The organism is Pseudomonas sp. GCM10022186 (genome assembly GCF_042656385.1).
GTDB lineage: Bacteria > Pseudomonadota > Gammaproteobacteria > Pseudomonadales > Pseudomonadaceae > Metapseudomonas.
The window spans coordinates 1-22,046 of sequence record NZ_JBHSOU010000060.1; the positions used below are offsets into that span (position 1 = coordinate 1).

18 protein-coding genes and 4 tRNA genes are annotated in these 22,046 nt (G+C 60.3%); all 22 read left to right on the forward strand.

Annotated elements, in window-relative coordinates:
- The first annotated feature begins 234 nt into the window (after positions 1-234).
- The 22 genes from birA (at position 235) to rplC (ending at position 22,040) form a co-directional block, all read left to right on the forward strand.
- Positions 235-1,191: a bifunctional biotin--[acetyl-CoA-carboxylase] ligase/biotin operon repressor BirA gene (birA, locus tag ACFPU0_RS18915; RefSeq protein WP_377694821.1), complete on the forward strand. Its 957-nt coding sequence runs from the start codon at positions 235-237 to the stop codon at positions 1,189-1,191.
- Positions 1,181-1,930 carry a pantothenate kinase gene (locus tag ACFPU0_RS18920; protein WP_377694822.1) on the forward strand — a complete coding sequence of 250 codons (750 nt, stop codon included), beginning with the start codon at positions 1,181-1,183 and terminating at the stop codon, positions 1,928-1,930. Before birA ends, ACFPU0_RS18920 begins: the two co-directional genes overlap by 11 nt.
- Positions 1,931-1,939: 9 nt before the next feature.
- The gene (locus ACFPU0_RS18925; RefSeq protein ID WP_377694824.1) at positions 1,940-2,614 is read left to right on the forward strand and encodes an SPOR domain-containing protein; all 675 of its coding nucleotides are present in this window, start codon (positions 1,940-1,942) and stop codon (positions 2,612-2,614) included.
- Between the two features lie 142 nt (positions 2,615-2,756).
- Positions 2,757-2,841, forward strand: a tRNA-Tyr gene (locus ACFPU0_RS18930).
- Positions 2,842-2,866: 25 nt separating this feature from the next.
- Positions 2,867-2,940: transfer RNA gene (locus tag ACFPU0_RS18935), tRNA-Gly, on the forward strand.
- A gap of 26 nt (positions 2,941-2,966) precedes the next feature.
- A tRNA-Thr gene (locus ACFPU0_RS18940) sits at positions 2,967-3,042 on the forward strand.
- Positions 3,043-3,127: 85 nt separating this feature from the next.
- Positions 3,128-4,321, forward strand: coding sequence for an elongation factor Tu (gene tuf, locus ACFPU0_RS18945; protein ID WP_377694826.1), 1,194 nt, complete (start codon positions 3,128-3,130; stop codon positions 4,319-4,321).
- Positions 4,322-4,374: 53 nt separating this feature from the next.
- A tRNA-Trp gene (locus ACFPU0_RS18950) sits at positions 4,375-4,450 on the forward strand.
- Between the two features lie 47 nt (positions 4,451-4,497).
- Complete coding sequence (secE, locus tag ACFPU0_RS18955) at positions 4,498-4,866, forward strand: preprotein translocase subunit SecE (RefSeq protein WP_377694827.1); 369 nt, start codon at positions 4,498-4,500, stop codon at positions 4,864-4,866.
- Between the two features lie 10 nt (positions 4,867-4,876).
- A complete protein-coding gene (gene nusG, locus ACFPU0_RS18960; protein ID WP_377694828.1) occupies positions 4,877-5,410 on the forward strand; it encodes a transcription termination/antitermination protein NusG in 534 nt (177 codons plus the stop codon).
- A gap of 116 nt (positions 5,411-5,526) precedes the next feature.
- Positions 5,527-5,958 carry a 50S ribosomal protein L11 gene (rplK, locus tag ACFPU0_RS18965; RefSeq protein WP_280282992.1) on the forward strand — a complete coding sequence of 144 codons (432 nt, stop codon included), beginning with the start codon at positions 5,527-5,529 and terminating at the stop codon, positions 5,956-5,958.
- Positions 5,958-6,653 carry a 50S ribosomal protein L1 gene (gene rplA, locus ACFPU0_RS18970; RefSeq protein WP_377694829.1) on the forward strand — a complete coding sequence of 232 codons (696 nt, stop codon included), beginning with the start codon at positions 5,958-5,960 and terminating at the stop codon, positions 6,651-6,653. The genes rplK and rplA overlap by 1 nt, the downstream gene beginning before the upstream one ends.
- A gap of 212 nt (positions 6,654-6,865) precedes the next feature.
- Complete coding sequence (gene rplJ / locus ACFPU0_RS18975; protein WP_016490524.1) at positions 6,866-7,366, forward strand: 50S ribosomal protein L10; 501 nt, start codon at positions 6,866-6,868, stop codon at positions 7,364-7,366.
- Between the two features lie 81 nt (positions 7,367-7,447).
- A complete protein-coding gene (gene rplL, locus ACFPU0_RS18980; protein WP_377694830.1) occupies positions 7,448-7,816 on the forward strand; it encodes a 50S ribosomal protein L7/L12 in 369 nt (122 codons plus the stop codon).
- A gap of 221 nt (positions 7,817-8,037) precedes the next feature.
- Positions 8,038-12,111, forward strand: a complete 4,074-nt coding sequence (rpoB, locus tag ACFPU0_RS18985) for a DNA-directed RNA polymerase subunit beta (protein WP_377694831.1) — start codon at positions 8,038-8,040, stop codon at positions 12,109-12,111.
- A gap of 67 nt (positions 12,112-12,178) precedes the next feature.
- On the forward strand, positions 12,179-16,384 hold the full coding sequence (rpoC, locus tag ACFPU0_RS18990) for a DNA-directed RNA polymerase subunit beta' (RefSeq protein WP_377694832.1): 4,206 nt from the start codon (positions 12,179-12,181) through the stop codon (positions 16,382-16,384).
- A 146-nt stretch (positions 16,385-16,530) separates the two neighbouring features.
- Positions 16,531-16,902: a 30S ribosomal protein S12 gene (gene rpsL / locus ACFPU0_RS18995; RefSeq protein ID WP_003448708.1), complete on the forward strand. Its 372-nt coding sequence runs from the start codon at positions 16,531-16,533 to the stop codon at positions 16,900-16,902.
- A 109-nt stretch (positions 16,903-17,011) separates the two neighbouring features.
- Positions 17,012-17,482: a 30S ribosomal protein S7 gene (gene rpsG / locus ACFPU0_RS19000; protein ID WP_151131571.1), complete on the forward strand. Its 471-nt coding sequence runs from the start codon at positions 17,012-17,014 to the stop codon at positions 17,480-17,482.
- 18 nt (positions 17,483-17,500) lie between these two features.
- Positions 17,501-19,630, forward strand: coding sequence for an elongation factor G (gene fusA, locus ACFPU0_RS19005; RefSeq protein ID WP_377694833.1), 2,130 nt, complete (start codon positions 17,501-17,503; stop codon positions 19,628-19,630).
- Between the two features lie 30 nt (positions 19,631-19,660).
- Positions 19,661-20,854, forward strand: a complete 1,194-nt coding sequence (tuf, locus tag ACFPU0_RS19010; RefSeq protein ID WP_377694826.1) for an elongation factor Tu — start codon at positions 19,661-19,663, stop codon at positions 20,852-20,854.
- 154 nt (positions 20,855-21,008) lie between these two features.
- Complete coding sequence (gene rpsJ, locus ACFPU0_RS19015) at positions 21,009-21,320, forward strand: 30S ribosomal protein S10 (RefSeq protein WP_003243886.1); 312 nt, start codon at positions 21,009-21,011, stop codon at positions 21,318-21,320.
- Positions 21,321-21,404: 84 nt separating this feature from the next.
- Positions 21,405-22,040: a 50S ribosomal protein L3 gene (gene rplC / locus ACFPU0_RS19020; RefSeq protein WP_377694834.1), complete on the forward strand. Its 636-nt coding sequence runs from the start codon at positions 21,405-21,407 to the stop codon at positions 22,038-22,040.
- The last annotated feature ends 6 nt before the right edge of the window (positions 22,041-22,046 follow it).

Genomic DNA, 22,046 nt, shown 5'->3' on the forward strand with positions numbered 1-22,046 from the left:
GCCGATGGTAGTGTGGAGCTTCTCCATGCGAGAGTAGGTCATCGTCAAGCGCCTATCCCAAACCCCCGATACGCCCAGGCGTGTCGGGGGTTTGTCTTTGCGCGGGAAATTGCCGCTTGTCTCGAGCATCGTCGCCATCGGCATTGAGCGGGTATTCAGGGTGTGCCGGATTTCTATGCAACCTGAGTGTGCATGGATATGATGCCTGCCTCATTGTGAGCCGGATCTCAGCAAATGCTGACCCTATTGAATCTTCTGCGTGATGGACGTTTTCACTCGGGCCAGGCCCTGGGTGCTGTCCTGGGTGTGAGCAGAAGCGCTATCTGGAAGCAGTTGCAGCAGCTGGAGGCCGAGTACGGCCTGCCGATTTATAGGGTGCGCGGCCGCGGCTATCGGCTGCAAAGTCCGCTGAGCCTGCTCGATAGCGCGGAACTGAATGGCCAGAATGCTCCGTGGCCGCACCAGGTGTTCGAGACTTTGGACTCCACCAACGCGGAAGTAATGCGGCAACTGTCCGCGGGAGGCATTCCTCCCTTCGTGGTAACTGCTGAGCGACAAACCCAGGGGCGAGGGCGAAGGGGGCGTCGGTGGGTGAGTCCGTATGCGCAGAACCTTTACTACAGTCTTGCTTTACGAATCGACGGTGGCGCGCGCCAGCTCGAAGGGTTGAGTCTGGTTGTCGGTCTGGCGGTGCTGGATACCCTGCGAGCATTCGGCTTGATGGCGGTCGGCCTCAAATGGCCGAACGATCTCCTGGTCGGCAGCCGCAAGATTGCAGGTGTTCTCCTTGAGCTGATTGGGGATCCTGCGGATATCTGCCATGTGGTTGTCGGCATCGGGATCAATGTGAACATGCAGCTTGCTGCGGAAGAGATTGACCAGCCCTGGACCTCAATGCAAAGAGAATCCGGCGAACTGGTGGACAGGAATGCGCTGGTCAAACGATTGAGTGCTTCTCTAGCGGCCTACTTGGCACGCCATAAGTGCGAGGGATTCTCTGCTCTTCGCGAAGAGTGGGAGGCCGCCCATCTCTGGCAGGGGAGGGCTGTCAATCTGATAGCTGGCGTGCAGCAAATACAGGGAAGGGTCATGGGCATCGATGCGACCGGCGCTTTGCGCCTCAGTGTCGACGGCGAAGAACGAGCTTACAGCGGTGGAGAGCTCAGTTTGAGGTTGAGTGATGATTCTTGAGCTTGACTGCGGCAACAGTTTTATCAAGTGGCGAGTGATCGAAAGCTCGCAGCATGCGGCTCTCGCGGGCGGCGTGGCTGGCTCCGATGAGGAGTTGGTATCCGCCCTGCAGCGAATTGCCGGATTGGCGCTGCGCCATTGTCGGCTGGTCAGCGTCCGCTCCGACGAGGAGACGCGCTCGCTGACGACGCGGCTGCAGGAGGTCTTTGCCGTTTCGTGCGCGTGTGCGGTGCCTGCACTGGAAATGGCGGGCGTGCGCAATGGCTATTCGGAATACCAGCGATTGGGGTTGGATCGATGGTTGGCTGTCCTGGGGGCCTATCACATTGCTCGGAAGCCCTGCCTGGTTCTGGATCTGGGTACCGCAGTGACGTCTGACCTGATTACTGGGGATGGGCAGCACCTTGGTGGCTTCATTTGTCCGGGGATGCCGCTGATGCGCAACCAGCTTCGGACCCATACGCGCCGTATTCGATATGACGATGAGGCGGCGGAGCAGGCATTGCTCGACATGGCTCCGGGACGTTCGACCGTTGAAGCTGTGGAGCGTGGCTGCCTGCTGATGTTGCGTGGATTCGTGCAGGTGCAGATCGAGTTGGCTGCCGAACATCTGGGCGATGAGTTCGAGGTCTTCCTCACGGGTGGCGACGCTCTTCTGGTCCGTGATGTGCTCCCACGCGCAAGGGTGTTGCCTGATCTGGTGTTCGCCGGCTTGGCGATCGCCTGTCCTTTGCATTGAGGTCGATCCATGCGTTGGTTGTTCCTGTTCCTTCTGGTTCTCAATCTTTTCTACTACGTCTGGCATCAGCAGCAGGCACCGTTGCGGCCGAAGGAAGTGGAAACGCTTTCGCTCTACAAGGGCGGGCAGCAGGATATTCGCCTGCTCAGCGAGTCCGGCGATGTCCAGCCGAGGCGTTCTGCTGCATCGGTGGTTCCGCCGGAGCAGGCGGTCTGTCTTTTCCTTGGGGGCTTCGAGCGTGAAGAGCAGGCCCGGGAGCTGGAGCAGCGCCTGATCAGTCTGGACGTGCGCTCTGCGGTGCGGCCTGTCGATGCGGCAGCAGGTACCGACTACTGGGTCTACCTCGCTCCGCTCGCCTCGAGGGAGGCGTCCCTGCGTCAGCTCAAGGAGCTTCAGGCGCGGAAGATCGACAGTTACATCGTCACCCAGGGGGATCTGGTGAACGGGATATCCCTTGGAATTTTCCCCCGCCTGGATTCTGCCGAGAGCGTCATGCAGCGTTTGCGTGACGCCGGCTATGAGCCTTTCCTGCGGGAACTGTCTCGCGCGCACCGTGACTATTGGGTGCGCGTGGCCCCTGAAAGTCGCAGGCTGGTTGATGATCCGCTGCTCGAACGGCTGTCCCGGGATTTTACGGGGTTGAAACATCAACTTATATCGTGCGAGGGTGTTGCATCTCCCTGAAAGCTTGAATAGAATGGCGCCCGCTTCGCAGGGTGGCCCAGAAGGCTGATTGCGGAGTTGCTGTCAAAAGTTGCTAACCTCAAGATTTTATTGAGAAAAAGCTTGACAGTAGGGTGGCAGAGTTTAAAATGCCGCCTCACTTGGAGGGGTTCCCGAGCGGCCAAAGGGATCAGACTGTAAATCTGACGTCATAGACTTCGAAGGTTCGAATCCTTCCCCCTCCACCAGATTCAAAGCGAGAGCTGTGGCTCCGCGGGTATAGTTCAGTGGTAGAACCTCAGCCTTCCAAGCTGATGATGCGGGTTCGATTCCCGCTACCCGCTCCAGGTTTGCTGTTTTCGCAATGTGTTTGGCTCATGTAGCTCAGCTGGTAGAGCACACCCTTGGTAAGGGTGAGGTCAGCGGTTCAAATCCGCTCATGAGCTCCATCTCAACAAAGGCAGATATGAAAATATCTGCCTTTGTTTTAATGGTGGCGTGACTCGCTCAAATTTTTGATGGGAGACGTTCTCGATGGCTAAAGAAAAGTTCGAACGTAACAAACCGCACGTCAACGTCGGTACCATTGGTCACGTTGACCATGGCAAGACCACTCTGACTGCTGCTCTGACCAAGGTCTGCTCCGAGACCTGGGGTGGTTCCGCTCGTGCTTTCGACCAGATCGACAACGCGCCGGAAGAGAAGGCTCGCGGTATCACCATCAACACCTCCCACGTTGAGTACGATTCCGCCATTCGTCACTACGCTCACGTTGACTGCCCCGGTCACGCTGACTACGTGAAGAACATGATCACCGGTGCTGCCCAGATGGACGGCGCGATCCTGGTTTGCTCCGCCGCCGACGGCCCCATGCCGCAGACCCGCGAGCACATCCTGCTGTCCCGTCAGGTAGGCGTTCCCTACATCGTCGTGTTCCTGAACAAGGCCGACATGGTTGACGACGCCGAGCTGCTGGAACTGGTCGAGATGGAAGTTCGTGACCTGTTGAACACCTATGACTTCCCGGGCGACGACACTCCGATCGTGATCGGTTCCGCTCTGATGGCCCTGGAAGGCAAGGACGACAACGAAATCGGCGTTTCCGCCGTTCGTAAACTGGTTGAGACCCTGGACTCCTACATTCCGGAGCCGGTGCGTGCCATCGACCAGCCGTTCCTGATGCCGATCGAAGACGTGTTCTCCATCTCCGGCCGCGGCACCGTGGTAACCGGTCGTGTTGAGCGTGGTATCGTCAAGGTGGGCGAGGAAATCGAGATCGTCGGTATCCGTCCGACCACCAAGACCACCTGCACCGGCGTGGAAATGTTCCGCAAGCTGCTCGACGAAGGTCGTGCTGGTGAGAACGTCGGCGCCCTGCTGCGCGGCACCAAGCGTGACGAAGTGGAGCGTGGCCAGGTTCTGGCCAAGCCGGGCACCATCAAGCCGCACACCAAGTTCGAGTGCGAAGTGTACGTGCTGTCCAAGGAAGAGGGTGGTCGTCACACCCCGTTCTTCAAGGGCTACCGTCCGCAGTTCTACTTCCGTACCACCGACGTGACCGGTAACTGCGAACTGCCGGAAGGCGTAGAGATGGTAATGCCGGGCGACAACATCAAGATGGTTGTCACCCTGATCGCCCCGATCGCCATGGAAGACGGCCTGCGCTTCGCGATCCGCGAAGGTGGTCGTACCGTTGGCGCCGGTGTTGTGGCCAAGATCATCGAATAACGACTTGATCTTGGTGTGTCGGGCCGGCATAATGGTCGGCCTGACTTTGTTACAGGCCAGTAGCTCAATTGGCAGAGCGGCGGTCTCCAAAACCGCAGGTTGGGGGTTCGATTCCCTCCTGGCCTGCCAGATTCCAAGAAAGAGAATCTGGCATTTCTCTCACAGGATCCTAGCTGATGAATGCCAAGGCTGAAGCCAAAGAAACACGCTTCGACGTTCTGAAGTGGGTCGTTGTGGTGGTTCTCGTCGCTGTTGGTGTGGTCGGCAATCAGTATTTCTCCGCTGAGCCGATCCTGTACCGTGTCCTCGCGCTTCTCGCTCTTGCTGGTGTGGCTGCTGTCGTGGCTCTGCAGACTGCCAAGGGTCAGGCTTTCTTCGTTCTTGCCAAGGAAGCTCGCGCGGAAATTCGCAAGGTTGTTTGGCCGACCCGTCAGGAAACCACCCAGACCACCCTGATTGTCGTGGCTGTCGTGCTGGTGATGGCGCTGCTGTTGTGGGGGCTCGATACCCTGCTCGGCTGGCTTGTTTCGTTGATTGTTGGTTAATAGGTGCGCCGTGGCTAAGCGTTGGTACGTTGTGCATGCCTACTCGGGTTACGAGAAGCATGTCATGCGCTCGCTGATCGAGCGCGTCAAGCTGGCCGGCATGGAAGACCAGTTCGGCGAAATTCTGGTTCCCACCGAGGAAGTGGTGGAGATGCGCAATGGCCAGAAGCGCAAGAGCGAACGTAAGTTCTTCCCCGGTTATGTGCTGGTGCAGATGGAGATGAACGAGGCGACTTGGCACTTGATCAAGGATACGCCGCGTGTCATGGGCTTTATCGGTGGTACTGCCGACAAGCCCGCGCCCATCACTGAGAAGGAAGCTGAGGCTATCCTGCGTCGCGTTGCTGACAGTGGTGACAAGCCGAAGCCGAAGACGCTGTTCGAGCCGGGTGAGACCGTTCGTGTCATCGATGGTCCGTTCGCCGACTTCAATGGTGTCGTCGAAGAGGTCAACTACGAGAAGAGCCGGATCCAGGTGGCCGTGCTCATCTTCGGCCGCTCTACCCCGGTAGAGCTGGAGTTCAGTCAGGTCGAGAAGGCTTGACTGAAAATGGCATCCCAACCCCGCAGCCCTAGGTTGCGGGGTTTTGTCGTCACTGGGATAAACGCGAAAGCAATCGGGGAGCCTTCGGGCGCTAGAACCCGTAACTGGAGTTATACATGGCTAAGAAGATTCAAGCTTATATCAAGCTGCAAGTGAAGGCCGGCCAGGCCAACCCGTCGCCGCCGGTCGGCCCTGCCCTGGGTCAGCACGGCGTGAACATCATGGAATTCTGCAAGGCGTTCAACGCCCGCACCCAAGGCCTCGAGCCGGGTCTGCCGACTCCCGTGATCATCACCGTATACAGCGACCGCAGCTTCACTTTCGAGACCAAGAGCACCCCGGCCTCCGTCCTGCTGAAAAAAGCAGCCGGCATCGCCAGCGGTTCCCCGCGTCCGAACACCCAGAAAGTAGGCACCGTTACCCGTGCTCAGCTGGAAGAGATCGCCAAGGCCAAGAAGGCCGATCTGACTGCAGCTGACCTGGATGCGGCCGTGCGTAGCATCGCCGGTTCCGCGCGTAGCATGGGCCTGAACGTGGAGGGTGTGTAATGGCTAAGCTGACCAAGCGCCAAAAGGCAATCGCCGAGAAAGTAGAAGCTGGCAAACAGTACGCTTTCGAGGACGCCGCCAAACTGCTGGCTGAACTGGCTACCTCCAAGTTCAAGGAATCCGTGGACGTCTCCATCAACCTGGGCGTCGATCCGCGTAAATCCGACCAGGTCGTTCGTGGTGCCACCGTTCTGCCGAACGGCACCGGCAAGAGCGTCCGCGTTGCCGTCTTCACCCAGGGTCCGGCTGCCGAAGCCGCTCTGGCTGCTGGTGCCGACAAGGTTGGTATGGACGAACTGGCTGCCGAGATGAAGGGCGGCGACCTGAGCTACGACGTGGTCATCGCTTCCCCGGACGCGATGCGTGTCGTCGGTCAGCTGGGCCAGATCCTCGGCCCGCGCGGCCTGATGCCGAACCCGAAAGTCGGCACCGTTACCCCGGACGTGGCCACTGCCGTGAAGAATGCCAAGGCTGGTCAGGTGCGCTTCCGTACCGACAAGAACGGCATCATTCACGCTTCCGTGGGCAAGGTCGACTTCGAGCCGATCAAGCTGAAGCAGAACGTCGAAGCCCTGCTGGCTGACCTGAAGCGCCTGAAGCCGTCCACCTCCAAGGGTGTGTACCTGAAGCGCGTGACCCTGAGCACCACCATGGGCCCGGGTCTGCAGATCGATCAGGCCTCCCTCGAAGGCTAAGTGATAAAGGCGCGGCGGATGCGTCCGCCGCGCCAGGTATTGGGGTCCCTGCCTGGCGGGGGCTATCCAAGACCGTAGGCGGTGCAAGCCGTAAACCGGGAAGCGATTCCCGAGCCTACGCAGATGGTGCTCCCGATTCGTTTACCGAATCAGACACCAAAACGCCGTCCGGCCCCGGCTGGACGAAACGGTAACATCCAGGAGTTAGACCCGTGGCAATTAAACTCGAAGACAAGAAGGCCATCGTCGCTGAAGTCAACGAGGCTGCCAAAGCTGGCCTGTCCGCTGTCGTGGCTGATGCCCGTGGCGTGACCGTAGCCGCTATGACCGGACTCCGTAAAGAGGCCCGCGAAGCTGGCGTGTACGTGCGTGTCGTACGTAACACCCTGGCCCGCCGCGCCGTTGCCGGCACTCAGTTCGAAGTGCTCAACGACGTGTTCAAAGGCCCGACCCTGATTGCGTTCTCCAACGAGCATCCGGGCGCTGCTGCCCGTATCTTCAAGGAATTCGCCAAGGGTCAGGACAAGTTCGAGATCAAGGCCGCTGCATTCGAGGGCCAGTTCCTCGCAGCCAATCAGATCGACGTACTGGCGACCCTGCCGACCTACAACGAAGCCGTTGCACAGCTGATGAGCGTGATCCAAGGCGCTACCAGCAAGCTGGCTCGTACGCTGGCGGCCATTCGCGACCAGAAAGAAGGCGCTGCTGCCTGATCCAGGCTGCATAGTCCCTTTCACGAAACTTTTAAATTTTGATGGCCGCGAAGGCTGTCCACCAATACAGGAATTAGAGTCATGGCTCTGACCAACGAAGACATCATCAACGCCGTATCCGAAATGTCCGTCATGCAGATCGTTGAACTGATCAAGGCGATGGAAGAGAAGTTCGGCGTTACCGCTGCTGCCGCTGTTGCCGCTGGCCCGGCTGTTGCTGCTGCCGTTGTTGAAGAACAAACCGAGTTCACCATCGTTCTGGCCGAAGCCGGCGAGAAGAAAGTGAACGTGATCAAGGTCGTTCGCGAGCTGACCGGTCTGGGTCTGAAAGAAGCCAAGGCAGTTGTTGACGGCGCCCCGGGCGTGGTCAAGGAAGGCGCTTCCAAGGAAGAGGCCGAAGCTGCCAAGAAGGCCCTGGAAGAAGCTGGCGCCAAAGTCGAGCTCAAGTAAGCGACGACCTTGCGTCTACAGCCTCTGCGCCTCGCGCAAGGCTGACGGCTGGTGGCTTATGCCACCGGCCTTTTTCCGTTCTAGGTGGTTGTCTCCGGATGCCACCTGGGGCGCGACCCGACCTCCACTGGGAGGCGGAGCAAACCAAGGGGTTTGCACGATTTTCTGGCTACTCCCGTCGGAGGGGCCAAACAAGCAGGTGACCAAGCTGGGGAACGCTGATGGCTTACTCATACACTGAGAAAAAACGTATCCGCAAAGACTTTAGCAAGTTGCCGGACGTCATGGATGTACCCTACCTCCTGGCTATCCAGCTGGATTCGTATCGCGAATTCCTGCAGGCGGGCGTTAGCAAGGAGCAGTTCCGTGATATCGGCCTGCACGCGGCCTTCAAGTCTGTTTTCCCGATCATCAGCTATTCCGGTAACGCCGCCCTGGAATACGTCGGCTATCGCCTGGGCGAGCCGGCTTTCGATGTCAAGGAATGCGTGCTGCGCGGTGTGACCTTCGCGGTACCGCTGCGGGTGAAAGTCCGTCTGATCATCTTCGACAAAGAATCGTCGAACAAAGCGATCAAGGACATCAAGGAGCAGGAAGTCTACATGGGGGAAATCCCCCTGATGACCGAGAACGGTACCTTCATCATCAACGGTACCGAGCGCGTCATCGTTTCCCAGCTGCACCGCTCGCCAGGCGTGTTCTTCGATCACGACCGCGGCAAGACCCACAGCTCGGGCAAGCTGCTGTACTCCGCTCGCATCATCCCCTACCGCGGCTCCTGGCTGGACTTCGAGTTCGATCCGAAGGACTGCGTATTCGTACGTATCGACCGTCGCCGCAAACTGCCGGCCACCGTCCTGCTGCGCGCGCTGAATTACACCACTGAAGAAGTGCTGGACGCCTTCTACGCCACCAACGTCTTCCACGTGAAGGGCGAAGGCCTGCACCTGGAACTGGTTCCGCAGCGCCTGCGCGGCGAAATCGCCGTGTTCGACATCAAGGACCAGTCCGGCAAGGTGATTGTGGAGCAGGGTCGTCGTATCACCGCCCGCCACATCAACCAGCTGGAAAAAGCCGGCATCAAGGAGCTGGAAGTTCCGCTGGACTATGTGCTCGGCCGTACCAGCGCCAAGGCCATCGTGCATCCGGCCACCGGCGAGATCATCGCCGAGTGCAACACCGAGCTGACCACCGACCTGCTGGTGAAGATCGCCAAGGCCCAGGTCGTCCGCATCGAGACCCTGTACACCAACGACATCGACTGCGGTCCGTTCATTTCGGACACCCTGAAGATCGACTCCACCGGCAACCAGCTGGAAGCCCTGGTCGAGATCTACCGCATGATGCGTCCGGGCGAACCGCCGACCAAGGAAGCCGCCGAGACCCTGTTCAACAACCTGTTCTTCAGCGCCGAGCGTTACGACCTGTCCGCCGTGGGCCGCATGAAGTTCAACCGCCGCATCGGTCGTACCGAGATCGAAGGCTCCGGCGTGTTGAGCAAGGAAGACATCGTCGACGTACTGAAGACCCTGGTCGACATCCGTAACGGCAAGGGCATCGTCGACGACATCGACCACCTGGGTAACCGTCGCGTACGTTGCGTCGGCGAAATGGCCGAGAACCAGTTCCGTGTTGGCCTGGTGCGCGTCGAGCGCGCGGTCAAGGAACGCCTGTCCATGGCCGAAAGCGAAGGCCTGATGCCGCAGGACCTGATCAACGCCAAGCCGGTGGCTGCCGCGATCAAGGAGTTCTTCGGTTCCAGCCAGCTGTCCCAGTTCATGGACCAGAACAACCCGCTCTCCGAGATCACCCACAAGCGTCGTGTTTCCGCACTCGGCCCGGGTGGTCTGACCCGTGAGCGCGCGGGCTTCGAGGTTCGTGACGTACACCCGACCCACTACGGCCGCGTGTGCCCCATCGAAACCCCTGAAGGTCCGAACATCGGTCTGATCAACTCGCTGGCGACCTACGCCCGCACCAACCAGTACGGCTTCCTGGAAAGCCCGTACCGCGTGGTCAAGGAAGGCCAGGTCACCGACGAGATCGTCTTCCTCTCCGCCATCGAAGAGGCCGATCACGTCATCGCCCAGGCTTCCGCCACCCTGAACGAACAGGGCCAACTGGTGGACGAACTGGTAGCCGTGCGTCACCTGAACGAGTTCACCGTGAAGGCGCCGGAAGACGTGACCCTGATGGACGTGTCGCCGAAGCAGGTCGTTTCCGTCGCTGCCTCGCTGATTCCGTTCCTCGAGCACGACGACGCCAACCGTGCACTCATGGGCTCGAACATGCAGCGTCAGGCCGTGCCGACCCTGCGTGCCGACAAGCCCCTGGTCGGTACCGGCATGGAGCGCAACGTTGCGCGCGACTCCGGCGTCTGCGTGGTGGCCCGTCGTGGCGGCGTGATCGACTCGGTCGACGCCAGCCGTATCGTGGTCCGCGTCAACGACGACGAAGTGGAGACCGGCGAAGCAGGTGTGGATATCTACAACCTGACCAAGTACACCCGTTCCAACCAGAACACCTGTATCAACCAGCGTCCGCTGGTGCAGAAGGGTGACGTGGTCGCTCGCGCCGACATCCTCGCCGATGGTCCGTCCACCGACATGGGTGAACTCGCCCTGGGCCAGAACATGCGCGTTGCGTTCATGCCCTGGAACGGCTTCAACTTCGAGGACTCCATCTGCCTGTCCGAGCGCGTGGTGCAGGAAGATCGCTTCACCACCATCCACATCCAGGAACTGACCTGTGTGGCGCGTGACACCAAGCTCGGCCCAGAAGAAATCACCGCGGACATCCCGAACGTGGGTGAGGCCGCGCTGAACAAGCTGGACGAAGCCGGTATCGTCTACGTCGGTGCCGAAGTGCAGGCTGGCGACATCCTGGTCGGCAAGGTCACCCCGAAAGGCGAGACCCAGCTGACTCCGGAAGAGAAGCTGCTGCGCGCGATATTCGGTGAGAAGGCGTCCGACGTTAAGGACACCTCCCTGCGCGTGCCCACCGGCACCAAGGGCACCGTGATCGACGTCCAGGTCTTCACTCGTGACGGCGTGGAGCGCGACAGCCGCGCCCTGTCCATCGAGAAGATGCAGCTGGACGAGATCCGCAAGGACCTGAACGAAGAGTTCCGCATCGTCGAAGGTGCCACCTTCGAGCGTCTGCGTTCCGCCCTGGTCGGCCAGATCGCCGAAGGCGGCGCCGGCCTGAAGAAAGGCACCGAGATCACCGACGAGTACCTCGACGGCCTCGAGCGCGGCCAGTGGTTCAAGCTGCGCATGTCCGAGGACGCCCTGAACGAGCAGCTGGAAAAGGCCCAGGCCTACCTGTCCGACCGTCGCCAGATGCTGGACGACAAGTTCGAGGACAAGAAGCGCAAGCTGCAGCAGGGCGACGACCTTGCTCCGGGCGTGCTGAAGATCGTCAAGGTCTACCTGGCCATCAAGCGCCGCATCCAGCCGGGCGACAAGATGGCCGGCCGTCACGGTAACAAGGGTGTGGTCTCGGTGATCATGCCGGTCGAAGACATGCCGCACGACGCCAACGGCACCCCGGTGGACATCGTTCTGAACCCGCTGGGCGTACCGTCTCGTATGAACGTCGGCCAGATCCTCGAAACCCACCTGGGCCTCGCGGCCAAGGGGCTGGGCGAGAAGATCAACCGCATGATGGAAGAGCAGCGCAAGATCGCTGAACTGCGCGAGTTCCTCCACGAGATCTACAACGAGATCGGTGGCCGTCAGGAGAACCTGAACGAGCTGAGCGACCAGGAAATCCTGGATCTGGCGAAGAACCTGAAGGGCGGCGTACCCATGGCCACCCCGGTGTTCGACGGCGCCAAGGAAAGCGAGATCAAGGCCATGCTGAAGCTCGCCGACCTGCCGGAAAGCGGCCAGATGCGCCTGTTCGACGGTCGTACCGGCAACCAGTTCGAGCGTCCGACCACCGTCGGCTACATGTACATGCTCAAGCTGAACCACCTGGTCGACGACAAGATGCACGCACGTTCCACCGGTTCCTACAGCCTGGTTACCCAGCAGCCGCTGGGTGGTAAGGCACAGTTCGGTGGCCAGCGTTTCGGGGAGATGGAGGTCTGGGCACTGGAAGCCTACGGCGCCGCCTACACCCTGCAGGAAATGCTGACTGTGAAGTCGGACGACGTGAACGGCCGGACCAAGATGTACAAGAACATCGTGGACGGCGATCACCGCATGGAGGCCGGCATGCCCGAGTCCTTCAACGTGCTGATCAAAGAGATCCGCTCGCTCGGCATCGACATCGAACTGGAAACCGAATAACACGCGACGCCCAAAACGCTACGGCTGGTCAAGGCCGGCCGTAGCGGGTCCGTGAGGAGGAAAGGCCTTGAAAGACTTGCTGAATCTGTTGAAAAACCAGGGTCAAATCGAAGAGTTCGATGCCATCCGTATTGGTCTGGCCTCGCCCGAGATGATCCGTTCCTGGTCCTTCGGTGAAGTGAAGAAGCCGGAGACCATCAACTACCGTACCTTCAAGCCGGAGCGCGATGGCCTGTTCTGCGCCAAGATCTTCGGCCCGGTGAAGGACTACGAGTGCCTGTGCGGTAAGTACAAGCGCCTCAAGCACCGCGGCGTGATCTGCGAGAAGTGTGGCGTGGAAGTCGCCCTGGCCAAGGTGCGCCGCGAGCGCATGGGCCACATCGAACTGGCGTCCCCGGTTGCCCACATCTGGTTCCTGAAGTCCCTGCCGTCCCGTATCGGCCTGCTGCTGGACATGACCCTGCGTGATATCGAACGCGTGCTCTATTTCGAGAGCTACGTGGTGATCGACCCGGGCATGACCACCCTGGATAAGGGCCAGCTGCTGAACGACGAGCAGTACTTCGAAGCCCTCGAAGAGTTCGGTGACGACTTCGACGCGCGCATGGGCGCCGAGGCCGTTCGCGAGCTGCTCAACGCCATCGACCTGGAGCACGAGATCGGTCGCCTGCGCGAGGAAATCCCGCAGACCAACTCGGAAACCAAGATCAAGAAGCTGTCCAAGCGCCTGAAGCTGATGGAAGCCTTCAAGGACTCCGGCAACCACCCCGAGTGGATGGTGCTGACTGTCCTGCCTGTGCTGCCGCCGGACCTGCGTCCGCTGGTTCCGCTGGATGGCGGCCGCTTCGCGACTTCCGATCTGAACGATCTGTATCGCCGCGTCATCAACCGTAACAACCGTCTGAAGCGCCTGCTCGACCTGGCCGCGCCGGACATCATCGTGCGCAACGAAAAGCGCATGCTGCAGGAAGCCGTCGACGCCCTGCTGGACAACGGCCGTCGCGGCCGCGCCATCACCGGCTCGAACAAGCGCCCGCTGAAGTCCCTGGCCGACATGATCAAGGGCAAGCAGGGCCGCTTCCGTCAGAACCTGCTCGGCAAGCGCGTGGACTACTCCGGTCGTTCCGTGATCACCGTGGGCCCGACCCTGCGCCTGCACCAGTGCGGTCTGCCGAAGAAGATGGCCCTCGAGCTGTTCAAGCCGTTCATTTTCGGCAAGCTCGAAGCCCGCGGCATGGCCACCACCATCAAGGCGGCCAAGAAGATGGTCGAGCGCGAACTGCCCGAGGTCTGGGACGTTCTCGCCGAAGTCATCCGCGAACACCCCGTGCTGCTGAACCGTGCACCGACCCTCCACCGTCTGGGCATCCAGGCGTTCGAGCCGGTGCTCATCGAAGGCAAGGCGATCCAGCTGCACCCGCTGGTCTGCGCCGCGTACAACGCCGACTTCGACGGTGACCAGATGGCCGTTCACGTCCCGCTGACCCTCGAGGCCCAGCTGGAAGCGCGCGCGCTGATGATGTCCACCAACAACATCCTGTCCCCCGCCAACGGCGAGCCGATCATCGTGCCGTCGCAGGACGTGGTACTGGGCCTGTACTACATGACCCGCGAAGCCGTTAACGCCAAGGGCGAAGGCCGCGTGTTCGCCGACCTGCAGGAAGTCGACCGGGTGTTCCGCGCCGGCGAAGCGTCCCTGCACGCCCGCGTGAAAGTACGGATCAAGGAAGTTGTGAAGGAAAAGGACGGCTCCATCTCCAAGAACACCCGCATCGTCGACACCACTGTCGGCCGTGCGCTGCTGTTCCAGGTGGTCCCGGCTGGCCTGTCCTTCGACGTGGTCAACCAGCCGATGAAGAAGAAGGCGATCTCCAAGCTGATCAACCAGTGCTACCGCGTGGTGGGTCTGAAGGATACCGTCATCTTCGCTGACCAGCTGATGTACACCGGTTTCGCCTACTCGACCATTTCCGGCGTCTCCATCGGCGTGAACGACTTCGTCATTCCGGATGAGAAGGCTCGCATCATTGACGCGGCTACCGAGGAAGTGAAGGAGATCGAATCCCAGTACGCCTCCGGCCTGGTAACCCAGGGCGAGAAGTACAACAAGGTGATCGACCTCTGGTCGAAGGCCAACGACGAAGTGTCCAAGGCGATGATGTCCAACCTCTCGAAAGAGAAGGTCATCGACCGCGAGGGCAAGGAAGTCGACCAGGAGTCCTTCAACTCCATGTACATGATGGCGGACTCCGGTGCGCGGGGTTCTGCCGCCCAGATCCGTCAGCTGGCCGGTATGCGCGGCCTGATGGCCAAGCCGGACGGCTCCATCATCGAGACCCCCATCACTGCGAACTTCCGTGAAGGCCTGAACGTACTCCAGTACTTCATCTCCACTCACGGTGCTCGTAAGGGGCTGGCGGATACCGCACTGAAGACCGCGAACTCCGGTTACCTGACCCGCCGTCTCGTCGACGTCGCTCAGGACCTGGTAGTGACCGAGGTCGATTGCGGCACCGAGCATGGCCTGCTGATGACTCCGCACATCGAAGGCGGCGACGTGGTCGAGCCCCTGGGTGAGCGCGTACTGGGCCGTGTGATCGCCCGTGACGTGTTCAAGCCGGGCAGCGACGACGGCGAAGTCATAGTGCCGGCCGGTACCCTGGTCGACGAGAAGTGGGTCGAGTTCATCGAGCGCATGAGCGTCGACGAAGTGGTCGTGCGTTCGCCGATCACCTGCGAAACCCGCTACGGCATCTGCGCCAAGTGCTACGGCCGCGATCTGGCCCGTGGTCACCAGGTGAACATCGGTGAAGCGGTCGGCGTTATCGCCGCCCAGTCCATCGGTGAGCCGGGTACCCAGCTGACCATGCGTACCTTCCACATCGGTGGTGCGGCGAGCCGGACTTCGGCAGTCGACAACGTCCAGGTGAAAAACGGCGGCACCATCCGCCTGCACAACCTGAAATACGTGGAGCGTGCCGATGGCGCCCTGGTGGCGGTATCCCGTTCCGGCGAGCTGGCCGTTGCCGACGACTTCGGTCGCGAGCGCGAGCGTTACAAGCTGCCGTACGGTGCCGTGATCTCGGTGAAGGAAGGTGACAAGGTCGACCCGGGCGCAATCGTCGCCAAGTGGGACCCGCACACCCACCCGATCGTGACCGAAATGAAGGGTACCGTGACCTTCGTCGGCATGGAGGAGGGCATCACCATCAAGCGCCAGACCGACGAACTGACCGGTCTGACCAACATCGAGGTTCTGGATCCGAAGGACCGCCCGGCTGCCGGCAAGGACATCCGTCCGGCCGTGAAGCTGGTCGACGCCAACGGCAAGGAGCTGCTGCTGCCAGGTACCGACGTTCCCGCCCAGTACTTCCTGCCGGCGAACGCCCTGGTCGGCGTTGCCGATGGAGCCCAGGTGGGCGTGGGTGACGTTATCGCCCGTATCCCGCAGGAAACCTCGAAGACCCGCGACATCACCGGTGGTCTGCCGCGCGTTGCTGACCTCTTCGAAGCGCGTCGTCCGAAGGAACCGTCGATCCTGGCGGAAATCAGCGGCACCATCTCCTTCGGTAAGGAAACCAAGGGCAAGCGTCGACTGGTCATCACCCCGACCGACGGTAGCGATCCGTACGAAGAGCTGATTCCGAAGTGGCGCCACCTGAACGTGTTCGAAGGCGAACAGGTGAACCGCGGCGAAGTGATCTCCGACGGCCCGAGCAACCCGCACGACATCCTGCGCCTGCTGGGCGTCAGCGCGCTGGCCAAGTACATCGTCAACGAGATCCAGGACGTGTACCGCCTGCAGGGCGTGAAGATCAACGACAAGCACATCGAGACCATCCTGCGTCAGATGCTGCGCAAGGTCGAGATCGCCGAGTCGGGTGACTCCAGCTTCATCAAGGGTGATCAGATGGAGCTGACCCAGGTGCTGGAAGAGAACGAGCGTCTGGCGGCCGAAGACCGCTTCATCGCCAAGTACGAGCGCGTCCTGCTGGGTATCACCAAGGCCTCGCTGTCCACCGAGTCGTTCATCTCCGCGGCATCCTTCCAGGAAACCACCCGCGTCCTCACCGAGGCCGCGGTTACCGGCAAGCGCGACTACCTGCGCGGCCTGAAGGAAAACGTGGTGGTGGGGCGCCTGATCCCGGCCGGTACCGGCCTGGCCTACCACAGCGAGCGTAAACGTCAGCGCGATGCCGGCAAGCCGGTCCGCGTAAGCGCGAGCGAAGTGGAAGCGGCGCTGACCGAAGCGCTGAACCTCAGCGGCAACTAAGTGCGCAGCCCCCCGGAGACCCAGGCCTCCGGGGGCTTTGCCTTGACGGGGGCATTGAGTCTCTTTAGACTCATGCACCCCTAAATTTGGCAGGGCGTTTCGTCCTGTCATTTTGTTTATGTCGAAAGACAACAGTGGAGCTATAGATGGCAACTATCAACCAGCTGGTGCGTAAGCCGCGCAGCCGTATCGTCGAGAAATCCGACGTACCTGCGCTGCAGAACTGCCCGCAGCGTCGCGGCGTATGCACCCGCGTTTACACCACCACGCCGAAGAAGCCGAACTCCGCACTCCGTAAGGTTTGCCGTGTTCGCCTGACCAACGGCTACGAAGTGACTTCGTACATCGGTGGTGAAGGTCACAACCTGCAAGAGCACAGCGTAGTGCTGATCCGCGGCGGTCGTGTAAAGGACCTCCCGGGTGTGCGTTACCACACCGTGCGCGGTTCGCTGGACACCACTGGTGTCAAAGACCGTAAGCAGGGTCGTTCCAAGTACGGTACCAAGCGTCCGAAGTAATTCGGTGCTTGCCCAATTTTCATATTCATTGAGTCGATAAGAGTAAGGTCGGGCGTAACCAGATGGTTATGGTCCCGGGCTAACCTGAAGACCGTTTGAGGGCTTATCAATGCCAAGACGTCGTGTAGCAGCCAAGCGTGAGATCCTGGACGATCCGAAGTACGGAAGCCAGATTCTCGCCAAGTTCATGAACCACGTGATGGAAAGCGGCAAGAAGGCCGTAGCCGAGCGCATCGTTTACGGTGCCCTGGATACCGTCAAATCCCGCAAGAACAGCGATCCCCTGGAAATCTTCGAGAAAGCTCTCGACGCCATCGCTCCGCTGGTCGAAGTCAAGTCCCGCCGTGTCGGCGGTGCCACTTACCAGGTTCCGGTCGAAGTTCGCCCGTCCCGTCGTAATGCGCTGGCCATGCGCTGGCTGGTTGAGTCCGCGCGCAAGCGTGGCGAGAAATCCATGGCCCTGCGTCTCGCAGGCGAGCTGCTGGATGCCTTCGATGGCAAAGGCGCTGCTGTCAAGAAGCGTGAAGACGTGCACCGCATGGCAGAGGCCAACAAGGCCTTCTCGCATTATCGCTTCTAATCTAGCGAGGATTTTTTCGTGGCTCGTACAACCCCTATCAACCGCTACCGTAACATCGGTATCTGCGCCCACGTAGATGCCGGTAAGACCACCACCACGGAGCGGATCCTGTTCTACACAGGTCTCAGCCACAAGATGGGTGAGGTGCACGACGGCGCCGCCACCACCGACTGGATGGTGCAGGAGCAGGAGCGTGGTATCACCATTACCTCCGCTGCCGTGACCACCTTCTGGCAGGGTTCCCGCGGCCAGTACGACAAGTACCGCGTCAACGTGATCGATACCCCCGGCCACGTGGACTTCACCATCGAAGTAGAGCGCTCCCTGCGCGTACTCGACGGCGCTGTCGTCGTGTTCTGCGGTACCTCCGGCGTTGAGCCTCAGTCCGAGACCGTATGGCGTCAGGCCAACAAGTACGGTGTTCCGCGCGTCGTCTACGTGAACAAGATGGACCGTGCCGGTGCCAACTTCCTGCGCGTAGTCGGCCAGATCAAGCAGCGCCTGGGTCATACCCCGGTTCCGGTTCAGCTGCCGATCGGTGCCGAGGACGACTTCGAAGGTCAGATCGATCTGATCAAGATGAAGGCGATCTACTGGAACGAAGACGACAAGGGTACTACCTACCGCGAGGAGGAAATCCCTGCCGAGCTCCAGGCTCTGGCCGAAGAGTGGCGCTCCAACATGGTTGAAGCTGCCGCCGAAGCCAGCGAAGAGCTGATGAACAAGTACCTGGAAGAGGGTGAGCTGACTCCTGAAGAAATCAAGGAAGGTCTGCGCGCTCGTACCCTGGCCAGCGAAATCGTTCCGGCCGTTTGCGGTTCCTCCTTCAAGAACAAGGGCGTGCCCCTGGTTCTCGACGCCGTGATCGACTTCCTGCCGGCTCCGACCGAGATCCCGCCGATTCAGGGCGTCCACCCGGACAGCACTGACGACAACGAGATCCAGGACGAGCGTCGCGCTGATGATGCCGAGCCCTTCTCTGCTCTGGCGTTCAAGATCGCGACCGACCCCTTCGTGGGCACCCTGACCTTCGCTCGCGTTTACTCCGGCGTCCTGACTTCTGGCGACTCCGTGCTGAACTCGGTGAAGGGCAAGAAAGAGCGCGTTGGCCGTATGGTGCAGATGCACGCCAACCAGCGTGACGAGATCAAGGAAGTTCGCGCTGGCGACATCGCGGCCCTGATCGGCATGAAGGACGTCACCACCGGTGACACCCTGTGCGATATCGAGAAGCCGATCGTCCTCGAGCGCATGGACTTCCCGGAGCCGGTGATCTCGGTTGCTGTCGAGCCGAAGACCAAGGCTGACCAGGAGAAGATGGGCATCGCCCTCGGCAAGCTGGCCCAGGAAGACCCGTCCTTCCGCGTGAAGACCGACGAAGAGACTGGCCAGACCATCATCTCCGGTATGGGTGAGCTGCACCTGGACATCATCGTCGACCGCATGAAGCGTGAATTCGGCGTTGAGGCCAACATCGGCAAGCCGCAGGTTTCCTACCGCGAAACCATCTCCAAGGACAACGTCGAGATCGAAGGCAAGTTCGTTCGCCAGTCCGGCGGCCGTGGTCAGTTCGGTCACTGCTGGATCCGCTTCTCGGCTGCCGACGTGGACGAGAAAGGCAACATTGCCGAAGGTCTGGTATTCACCAACGAAGTCGTGGGTGGTGTGGTTCCGAAGGAATACATCCCGGCGATCCAGAAGGGCATCGAAGAGCAGATGAAGAACGGCGTCGTTGCCGGCTACCCGCTCATCGGCCTGAAGGCTACCGTGTTCGATGGTTCCTACCACGACGTCGACTCCAACGAGATGGCGTTCAAGATCGCTGCCTCCATGGCGACCAAGCAGCTGGCCCAGAAGGGCGGCGGTAAGGTGCTTGAGCCGATCATGAAGGTAGAGGTGGTGACCCCCGAGGACTACATGGGCGACGTGATGGGCGACCTGAACCGTCGTCGTGGTCTGATTCAGGGGATGGAGGACTCGGTTTCCGGTAAGGTTATCCGTGCCGAGGTTCCGCTGGGCGAGATGTTCGGTTACGCAACCGACGTACGTTCCATGTCCCAGGGTCGCGCGAGCTACTCCATGGAATTCTCCAAATACGCCGAAGCTCCGTCGAACATCGTCGAAGCACTGGTTAAAAAACAAGGTTGATTCAGCCCTTTAAGTAAGAGGTTTACTGTCGTGGCTAAGGAAAAATTTGAACGTAACAAACCGCACGTCAACGTCGGCACCATCGGTCACGTTGACCATGGCAAGACCACTCTGACTGCTGCTCTGACCAAGGTCTGCTCCGAGACCTGGGGTGGTTCCGCTCGTGCTTTCGACCAGATCGACAACGCGCCGGAAGAGAAGGCTCGCGGTATCACCATCAACACCTCCCACGTTGAGTACGATTCCGCCATTCGTCACTACGCTCACGTTGACTGCCCCGGTCACGCTGACTACGTGAAGAACATGATCACCGGTGCTGCCCAGATGGACGGCGCGATCCTGGTTTGCTCCGCCGCCGACGGCCCCATGCCGCAGACCCGTGAGCACATCCTGCTGTCCCGTCAGGTAGGCGTTCCCTACATTGTCGTGTTCCTGAACAAGGCCGACATGGTTGACGACGCCGAGCTGCTGGAACTGGTCGAGATGGAAGTTCGCGACCTGCTGAACACCTATGACTTCCCGGGCGACGACACTCCGATCGTGATCGGTTCCGCTCTGATGGCCCTGGAAGGCAAGGACGACAACGAAATCGGCGTTTCCGCCGTTCGTAAACTGGTTGAGACCCTGGACTCCTACATTCCGGAGCCGGTGCGTGCCATCGACCAGCCGTTCCTGATGCCGATCGAAGACGTGTTCTCCATCTCCGGCCGCGGCACCGTGGTAACCGGTCGTGTCGAGCGCGGTATCGTCAAGGTGGGCGAGGAAATCGAGATCGTCGGTATCCGTCCGACCACCAAGACCACCTGCACCGGCGTGGAAATGTTCCGCAAGCTGCTCGACGAAGGTCGTGCTGGTGAGAACGTCGGCGCCCTGCTGCGCGGCACCAAGCGTGACGAAGTGGAGCGTGGCCAGGTTCTGGCCAAGCCGGGCACCATCAAGCCGCACACCAAGTTCGAGTGCGAAGTGTACGTGCTGTCCAAGGAAGAGGGCGGTCGTCACACCCCGTTCTTCAAGGGCTACCGTCCGCAGTTCTACTTCCGTACCACTGACGTGACCGGTAACTGCGAACTGCCGGAAGGCGTAGAGATGGTAATGCCGGGCGACAACATCAAGATGGTTGTCACCCTGATCGCCCCGATCGCCATGGAAGACGGCCTGCGCTTCGCGATCCGCGAAGGTGGTCGTACCGTTGGCGCCGGCGTGGTTGCCAAGATCATCGAGTAATCGACGATCCCTCCGGGAAAAGGGCCCTTCGGGGCCCTTTTCTTTTGGTTGATCAAAAGTTGACACCCTCCGGGGGCATCCGTACAATCACGCCTCCTTTTAACGGGCGTAGTCCGTCCGTTGGGGGCAAGCAGAGATAGAGTCTGAGGTCAAAATGCAAAACCAACAAATCCGTATTCGGTTGAAGGCTTTTGACCATCGCCTGATCGATCAATCCACCCAGGAAATCGTGGAAACCGCGAAACGTACTGGTGCTCAGGTGCGTGGTCCTATTCCTCTGCCTACTCGCAAGGAGCGGTACACCGTTCTGATTTCTCCGCACGTCAACAAAGACGCGCGCGATCAGTACGAGATCCGCACTCATAAGCGTGTACTGGACATCGTCCAGCCGACGGATAAAACCGTCGATGCGCTGATGAAGCTCGACCTTGCTGCAGGCGTGGAAGTGCAGATCAGCCTCGGCTAATAACCTTCGGGTTTTAGTCGTGTAACGCTCTGAAATGGGCGGCCATAGCGGGTGAAAGCCCCGTACACTCATGAGGTTTACAACATGACTATTGGTGTAGTCGGTCGTAAATGCGGCATGACCCGCATTTTCACCGAAGAAGGTGTCTCCATTCCGGTCACGGTCATCGAGATCGAGCCGAATCGTGTGACCCAGTTCAAAAATGAAGAGAGCGATGGCTATCGCGCCGTGCAGGTGACTGTCGGCGAGCGTCGTGCCTCTCGCGTGACCAAGGCTCAGGCCGGTCACTTCGCCAAGGCTAACGTGGCTGCTGGTCGCAGCGTCTGGGAGTTCCGTCTTGAAGAAGGCGAATACCAGGCTGGCGATCAACTGACTGCCGAGCTGTTCCAGGCCGGTCAACTGGTAGATGTTACCGGTCAGTCCAAGGGTAAAGGCTTCGCCGGTACCATCAAGCGCTGGAACTTCCGCGGTCAGGACAACACTCACGGTAACTCCGTTTCCCACCGCGTCCCGGGTTCCATTGGCCAGTGCCAGACTCCTGGTCGTGTCTTCAAGGGCAAGAAAATGTCCGGTCACCTCGGTGCCGAGCGTGTAACCGTTCAGTCCCTGGAAGTTGTGCGCGTCGATGCAGAACGCAATCTGCTGCTGGTCAAGGGTGCCGTTCCTGGCGCTACCGGCGGTGATGTGGTTGTGCGTCCGGCAGCCAAGGCTCGCGGTTAAGAGGGG